Consider the following 5,992-nt stretch of genomic DNA (forward strand, 5'->3'; position numbering starts at 1 on the left):
GTACGGGCTGGTGCAGGAGGTGCCGCAGAAGGAGACCACGCCGTTCTATCCGCGTTCGCCCTACGGTGTCGCCAAGCTCTACGGCTACTGGATCACGGTGAACTACCGTGAGGCCTACGGCATGTTCGCCAGCAACGGCATCCTGTTCAACCATGAGAGCCCGATCCGCGGCGAAACCTTCGTGACCCGCAAGATCACCCGCGCCGTCGCCCGCATCGAAGTCGGCCTCGAGAACAAGCTCTATCTCGGCAATCTCGATGCGAAGCGCGACTGGGGCCACGCCCGCGACTATGTCGAGGGCATGCACAAGATCCTGCTGGCGGACGAGCCCGGCGACTTCGTGCTCGCGACCGGCGAGACGCGCTCGGTGCGCGAATTCGTCGAGCTTGCGTTTGCCGAGGTCGGCCGCAGCATCGAATGGCGCGGCAAGGGCGTCGAGGAGATCGGTGTCGACAAGGCGTCCGGCAATACGCTGGTGCAGATCGACCCGGCCTATTTTCGCCCGACCGAGGTCGATCTTCTGATCGGCGACGCCAGCAAGGCGCGCGTCAAGCTCGGCTGGGCGCCGAAGACGCCGTTCGCGCAGCTGGTGAAGGAAATGGTCGCCAGCGATCTCGTCGAGGCCAGGCAGGATGCGGCCAATGGCAAGCACGGCGTTTGAACTGAAGGGCAAGACGGTTTTCGTCGCCGGCCATCGCGGCATGGTCGGCTCGGCGCTGATGCGCCGGCTGGCGCGTGAGCAGGCCGATCTGCTGACGGTGTCGCGCGGCGAGGTCGATTTGCGCGACCAGGGCGCGGTGAATGCCTGGTTCGCCGCGAAGCGGCCGCAGGCGGTGTTCCTCGCCGCCGCCAAGGTCGGCGGCATCGTCGCCAACAACACGCTGCGGGCCGAATTCCTCTACGACAATCTGGCGATCTCGACCAATGTGATCCAGGCAGCCCACGGCAATGGCTGCGAGAAGCTGATGTTCTTCGGCTCGTCTTGCATCTATCCGCGCCTGGCGCCGCAGCCGCTGCGCGAGGACTCGATGCTGACCGGCCCGCTGGAGCCGACCAACGAGCCCTATGCCATCGCCAAGATCGCCGGCATCAAGATGGCCGAGGCCTATCGCAGCCAGTACGGCGCCGATTTCATCAGCGTGATGCCGACCAACCTCTACGGTCCCGGCGACAACTACCATCCCGAATACAGCCACGTCGTCGCCGCGCTGATCCGCCGCTTCCATGAGGCCAAGGTCTCGGGCGCTGCCGACGTCGTGGTGTGGGGCACCGGCACGCCGCGCCGCGAATTCCTCTATGTCGACGATCTCGCCGATGCCTGCATCCATTTGATGAAGACCTATTCCGCGCCGGAGCTGGTCAATATCGGCACCGGCGAGGACATCACCATCGCTGAATTCGCCCGCGTCGTTGCGGCCACGGTCGGCTATCGCGGCGAGATCAGGTTCGACACCTCGCGCCCCGACGGCACGCCGCGCAAGCTGCTCGATGTCGGCCGGCTCGCCAAGCTCGGCTGGCGCGCCACCACCTCGCTCGAGGACGGCATCAAGCTCGCGTACCAGGCCTATCTGAACGAGACCAAGCAGGCGGCGGAATAGCTCTGTCTCGACGCCGTCATTGCGAGCCAACGGGTCGCGCGAACGCGCGCCCGATGACAGGCTCCGCGAAGCAATCCATCATGCCGCCTGCCGATAAATGGATTGCTTCGTCGCGTCGCTCCTCGCAATGACGGCTATTGCGGTTACTTGGCAGCGCGCGGCGGATTCATCGCCAGTGCAGTCGCGATCGCCGAGATCAGCGGCTTCATGAAGAACGCATCGTTGGCCGGATAGATGTCCGTGCGCAGGCCGTAGGTCTTCAACTCATCCGACACCACGGGCCCGACGGAGGCGATCGGCGTCTGCTGCAAGCCCTCGCGCAATTGCGCCTCGCACTTGTGCGCCTGCGCCACCTCGAGCAGGCGGCGGACCTGGCCGGAACTCGTCAATGCGATCGCATCAATTCGGCCCCGCGCCATCTCCTCGATCGCGGTGACGATGTTGGCGTCGGCTGCCTGCGCGTCATAGACATAGGGCAGCACGGTATCGACCTCGGCGCCCTGCGCCTTGATCGCACCGATCAGGGTGGCGTGATCCTTGTCCGGATAGAGCTGCAGCCCGAGCCGATGTCCCTTCAGGTCGAGCTTCGACAGCATCTCGGCGACGCCTTCCGAGGTCGGTTTTTCCGTCGTCATTTGCGGCTCGAGGGCGATCTCGCGCAGCGCCCGGCCGGGCTTGGGGCCGCGGGCGAATTTGCGCGCCTTGCCGAGGCTCGCGACAAACTCCGCCTCGACCCCGATCCGGCGCACGACCTTCATCAACCGGCGCAGGCCTTCGCCGGTCATCAGCACGAGGTCGTCGAGCGGCCGTTCGATGGCGCGGCGAATCCAGGCCTCGATCGGTGCCGGATCCGGCGCATCGTGGATAGTGAACATCGGGCATTGCAGCACGTCGGCGCCCTGCTCGGCGAGCAGGCGGGAAAATTGCGCCTCCTCGCGCGTCTCGAGGATCAGGATGCGGTAGCCGTTCAGCCGGTCAGCCATGATGGTCCCTAACAAACATTGTCGTCATTTGTTCGATTTGACCCCTGCGCCGGGATTGGCGCAAGGCCACCTGCGGTGATAGACGGGGGCCGAAAATGATCGTTCCACATACCTGCTCAAGCTTTGGTCAATTGGCATGCCCGACCATCAATTCGTTCTGACCCTGTCCTGTCCGGATCGCCCGGGGATCGTCTCCGCGGTCTCGACCTTCCTCGCGCATAACGGCCAGAACATCCTGGACGCCCAGCAATTCAACGATGTCGAGACCGGCAAGTTCTTCATGCGCGTGGTGTTCACCGCGGCCGACCTCGCGGTCGGGCTGCCGGCGCTGCAAACCGGATTTGCCGCGATTGCCGAACGTTTCGGCATGGAATGGCAGATGCGCGACCGCGCCAGCCGCCGGCGGGTGATGCTGCTGGTCTCCAAGTCCGATCACTGCCTGGTCGACATCCTCTATCGCTGGCGCACCGGCGAGCTCGAGATGATCCCGACCGCTGTTGTCTCCAACCACCCGCGCGAGACCTATGGCTCGCTCGATTTCGGCGATATCCCGTTCCATCATCTGCCGGTGACCAAGGACACCAAGCGGCAGCAGGAAGACGCGGTTTGGCAGCTCGCCCAGGACACCAATACCGATCTCGTGGTGCTGGCCCGCTACATGCAGATCCTGTCCGACGAGATGTCGGCGCGGCTGTCGGGCCGGTGCATCAACATCCATCATTCCTTCCTGCCGGGCTTCAAGGGCGCCAAGCCGTATCACCAGGCCCATGAGCGCGGCGTCAAGCTGATCGGCGCCACCGCGCATTACGTCACCAGCGATCTCGACGAGGGCCCGATCATCGACCAGGACGTCGAGCGCATCAGCCATCGCGACACGCCCGAGGATCTCGTGCGCAAGGGCCGCGACATCGAGCGCCGCGTGCTGGCGCGGGCGATCCGCTACCATCTCGCCGACCGCGTCATCCTCAACGGGCGCAAGACCGTGGTGTTCGTGGACTGATCCGCGCTTCATTTGGTTGTAGCGCTTTGGCGGCTACGGTGTCGCCCTGCATCGAGGTGCTGCATGAAACTCATCCACATGAGCGACATCCATCTGACGGCGCCGGGGAGGACGATCTTCGGCCGTGATCCCCTGGCCAATTTCGAGCGTGCGCTCGATCAGGTGCTTGCCGATCATCGCGATGCCGAGCTCATGGTGATCTCGGGCGATCTTTCCGATCTCGGCGACCTCGCGGACTATCAATTGCTGCGCGGCCGCCTGAGCCGGTTTCCGATCCCGACGCGGCTCTGCATCGGCAACCACGACCATCGCGAGACGTTTCTCGGTGTGTTTCCCGAATGCGCCGACGCGGACGGCTTCGTGCAGGGCGTTCACGATGCCTCCTTCGGCCGCTGCCTGCTCCTCGACACCTACGAGCCGCAGACGGCCGCCGGCAGCTTCTGCGAGGCGCGGCAGACCTGGCTGGAGCGGCAGCTATCGGAGCATGACGGCCCGTTCTTCCTGTTCATGCATCACAATCCATTCCCGACCCATATCGGCCCGGTGGACCGCATCGGCCTGCTCGACGACCGCGCGTTCCGGTCGATCGTCGCGAAGCACCGGAGCAAGATCCGGCACATCTTCTTCGGTCATTGCCACATGGTGCTGAGCGCTTCGGTTGCCGGCATCCCCACGACTTCGCTGCGCGGAACCAACCACGCCAGCTATCCCGTGTTCGCGGAAGTGCTGACCGTCGCCGATTTACCAGAGTCCTACGGTGTGGCGTTCATTGGCGACGACTACGTCACCGTCCACATGGTGGAGTTCGGCTATCGCGGCGAAATCATCAGCGAGGATGCTTTCGACTAGGCCGCGCTCAGTGGGCTGCGCCCTGCGTGGTCGCCGCCGGCTTGGCGTCGTCGCCGCGCTCCGCCGCCGGCATCAGGCGCTTGCGCTCCCGTTCCTGCATGAACTTGTCATACTCCGGGGTGCCCGGCCGCGGCGGCGCATCGGCGGGCAGGCCACCCGCCCAGGCCGGAATGTAGTCGGCCATCCCGGCCGAGACCTTTTGGTTCATTGAACTGCATCCCCCGAGTGCGCAGGCCGCGAGCGCGAGGGCAGTCAGGGCGGGGATGTGGCGTGTGAAGATCGGCATTGGCGGCAGCATACAGCCCTGGTCTTTATGGATCATGATGTTGGGCGCGACCGTTCGGCTGCAATTGTGCTTGTTTGTTGACATTGGCGATTGATTTGTACGATCGTACAAATGAATCGAGATGGCGGCCGGCCTAAGTCCGCGAGACCGGTTCTCTTTGGAGGCGTTGAGTTTCGGGGAGCGATTCTGGTATCCTGATACTTGTAGCTAAGGCTTGGCCCGATCACGCCACGCGCGACACACGTCCATCGTCCGATTGACAATAGGGCGCTTCGAGACGCCTTGTCGCGTTGCGGCTTGGTCGCAACATGCTTGGGTTAAGGCAAGGGCCGGGCACTCGGCTCGAGGCAGAAGAATGGAAGGGGGAGGGATGTCGATGTTCAATCGTCGCAAGATGTTGCTGTGGGGCGCCGCTTCGGCCGTGCTTGGCGGGTTGTGCGCCAGCGTGCCGGCGCGGGCGGAAGACGCCGTCAAGATTGGCCTGATCCTGCCGATGACCGGCGGCCAGGCCTCGACCGGCAAGCAGATCGATAATGCGATCAAGCTCTACATGCAGCAGAACGGCGACACCGTCGCCGGCAAGAAGATCGAGATCATCCTGAAGGACGACGCTGCGGTGCCCGACAACACCAAACGGCTCGCACAGGAGCTGATCGTCAACGACAAGGTCAATTTCATCGCCGGCTTCGGCGTGACGCCGGCGGCGCTCGCCGCGGCTCCGCTGGCGACCCAGGCCAAGATCCCGGAAGTCGTGATGGCGGCCGGCACCTCGATCATCACCGAGCGCTCGCCCTATATCGTGCGCACCAGCTTCACGCTGGCGCAGTCCTCCACCATCATCGGCGACTGGGCGGTCAAGAACGGCATCAAGAAGGTCGCGACACTGACCTCCGACTACGCGCCGGGCAACGACGCGCTGACCTTCTTCAAGCAGCACTTCACCGCCGGCGGCGGCGAGATCGTGGAAGAGGTCAAGGTCCCGCTCGCCAATCCCGACTTCGCGCCGTTCCTGCAGCGCATGAAGGATTCCAAGCCCGACGCGATGTTCGTGTTCGTGCCGGCCGGGCAGGGCGGCAACTTCATGAAGCAGTATGCCGAGCGCGGGCTCGACAAGAGCGGCATCAAGGTGATCGGCCCCGGCGACGTCATGGACGACGACCTGCTCAACAACATGGGCGATGCCGCGCTCGGCGCGGTGACGGCGCATCTTTATTCCGCGGCGCATCCCTCGCAGATGAACAAGGATTTCGTCGTCGCTTACAAGAAGGCGTTCGGC

The 5,992-nt window shown here is 64.3% G+C and carries 7 protein-coding genes; 5 read left to right on the forward strand and 2 right to left on the reverse strand.

Annotation, left to right across the window (positions count from 1 at the left end; all coding sequences use genetic code 11):
* Positions 1 to 661 (forward strand): GDP-mannose 4,6-dehydratase (locus tag QMZ05_RS40115; RefSeq protein WP_353705776.1); only part of this gene is annotated, 661 nt, incomplete at its 5' end.
* Positions 642 to 1,598 carry a GDP-L-fucose synthase gene (locus tag QMZ05_RS40120; RefSeq protein ID WP_353705777.1) on the forward strand — a complete coding sequence of 319 codons (957 nt, stop codon included), beginning with the start codon at positions 642 to 644 and terminating at the stop codon, positions 1,596 to 1,598. The genes QMZ05_RS40115 and QMZ05_RS40120, both read left to right, overlap by 20 nt.
* 143 nt (positions 1,599 to 1,741) lie before the next feature.
* Here the strand turns inward: QMZ05_RS40120 and QMZ05_RS40125 are convergent, their stop codons facing one another.
* Positions 1,742 to 2,581 (reverse strand): uroporphyrinogen-III synthase, encoded by an 840-nt coding sequence (locus tag QMZ05_RS40125; protein WP_353705778.1) that lies wholly within the window; start codon positions 2,579 to 2,581, stop codon positions 1,742 to 1,744.
* Between the two features lie 136 nt (positions 2,582 to 2,717).
* Here QMZ05_RS40125 and purU point away from each other — a divergent pair, with 136 nt between their 5' ends.
* Both purU and QMZ05_RS40135 read left to right on the forward strand, forming a co-directional pair.
* Positions 2,718 to 3,581, forward strand: a complete 864-nt coding sequence (gene purU, locus QMZ05_RS40130) for a formyltetrahydrofolate deformylase (RefSeq protein WP_353705779.1) — start codon at positions 2,718 to 2,720, stop codon at positions 3,579 to 3,581.
* A 63-nt stretch (positions 3,582 to 3,644) separates the two neighbouring features.
* Positions 3,645 to 4,430 (forward strand): phosphodiesterase, encoded by a 786-nt coding sequence (locus QMZ05_RS40135; protein WP_353705780.1) that lies wholly within the window; start codon positions 3,645 to 3,647, stop codon positions 4,428 to 4,430.
* Positions 4,431 to 4,437: 7 nt separating this feature from the next.
* Here the strand turns inward: QMZ05_RS40135 and QMZ05_RS40140 are convergent, their stop codons facing one another.
* Complete coding sequence (locus tag QMZ05_RS40140; protein ID WP_353705782.1) at positions 4,438 to 4,716, reverse strand: hypothetical protein; 279 nt, start codon at positions 4,714 to 4,716, stop codon at positions 4,438 to 4,440.
* Positions 4,717 to 5,092: 376 nt separating this feature from the next.
* Here QMZ05_RS40140 and QMZ05_RS40145 point away from each other — a divergent pair.
* A partial coding sequence (locus QMZ05_RS40145; protein ID WP_353705781.1) for an ABC transporter substrate-binding protein occupies positions 5,093 to 5,992 on the forward strand: 900 nt, incomplete at its 3' end.

The organism is Bradyrhizobium sp. INPA03-11B (assembly GCF_040446015.1).
Classification (GTDB): Bacteria; Pseudomonadota; Alphaproteobacteria; order Rhizobiales; family Xanthobacteraceae; genus Bradyrhizobium; species Bradyrhizobium macuxiense_A.

Coding starts and splice junctions, on each gene's coding strand:
- QMZ05_RS40140 (WP_353705782.1), bottom strand. CDS start 4,716: ATGCCGATCTTCACACGCCACATCCCCGCCCTGACTGCCCTCGCGCTC.
- QMZ05_RS40120 (WP_353705777.1), top strand. CDS start 642: ATGGCAAGCACGGCGTTTGAACTGAAGGGCAAGACGGTTTTCGTCGCC.
- purU (WP_353705779.1), top strand. CDS start 2,718: ATGCCCGACCATCAATTCGTTCTGACCCTGTCCTGTCCGGATCGCCCG.
- QMZ05_RS40135 (WP_353705780.1), top strand. CDS start 3,645: ATGAAACTCATCCACATGAGCGACATCCATCTGACGGCGCCGGGGAGG.
- QMZ05_RS40125 (WP_353705778.1), bottom strand. CDS start 2,581: ATGGCTGACCGGCTGAACGGCTACCGCATCCTGATCCTCGAGACGCGC.